The organism is Lelliottia sp. RWM.1 (genome assembly GCF_016859735.1).
GTDB lineage: Bacteria > Pseudomonadota > Gammaproteobacteria > Enterobacterales > Enterobacteriaceae > Enterobacter.
On sequence record NZ_WLVC01000149.1, the window covers coordinates 1 to 507 of the forward strand.

The 507-nt window shown below is 60.7% G+C and carries 1 protein-coding gene; it reads right to left on the reverse strand.

The annotated features are described in order from the left end of the window. Positions 1-90: 90 nt before the first annotated feature. The gene (locus GF617_RS26985; protein WP_015060214.1) at positions 91-390 is read right to left on the reverse strand and encodes a hypothetical protein; all 300 of its coding nucleotides are present in this window, start codon (positions 388-390) and stop codon (positions 91-93) included. Positions 391-507 lie beyond the last annotated feature (117 nt).

A 507-nucleotide genomic window follows, 5' to 3' on the forward strand; every position in this document is an offset into this window, starting at 1 on the left:
ACCGTCGCTGACATCGTGCAACGACACAGAGCTAACGCTTAGGGTGTCATTTCGCCCTCAGCCGGAACCGACCCCATCTTGCAAACACGATCAAGGCGACAGCCGTTTGACCGCATCCACAAATGACAATCTGAACAGGTGCATGGTCAGGTCGATGGCACCGCCGCCCTGCTCTTTCCGCGTGTCGTACCACTTCGGCCCGGTCGCCAGTAGCTCAACACCGCCGCCACCAATGGACACATTCAGCCGCACCGTAGCCTTGTCCTTCACCGGCACAAAGCCAGGTTCACGTTTCCAGTACAGGCCCAGCCGGTCTAGCGTTTCCTGCACCGTCATTGCCCGCAACGAATCCAGCAGCGCGGGCGGAAAGGATCGACGGGCGCGACTCATGACAGCCACCCGATGAACTGGACGAGGGGGCCGCGCCGTTCAGGCGCTACTCAAAGGCAGGCGCTACTCAAAGGCAGGCGCTACTCAAAGGCAGGCGCTACTCAAAGGCAGGCGCTA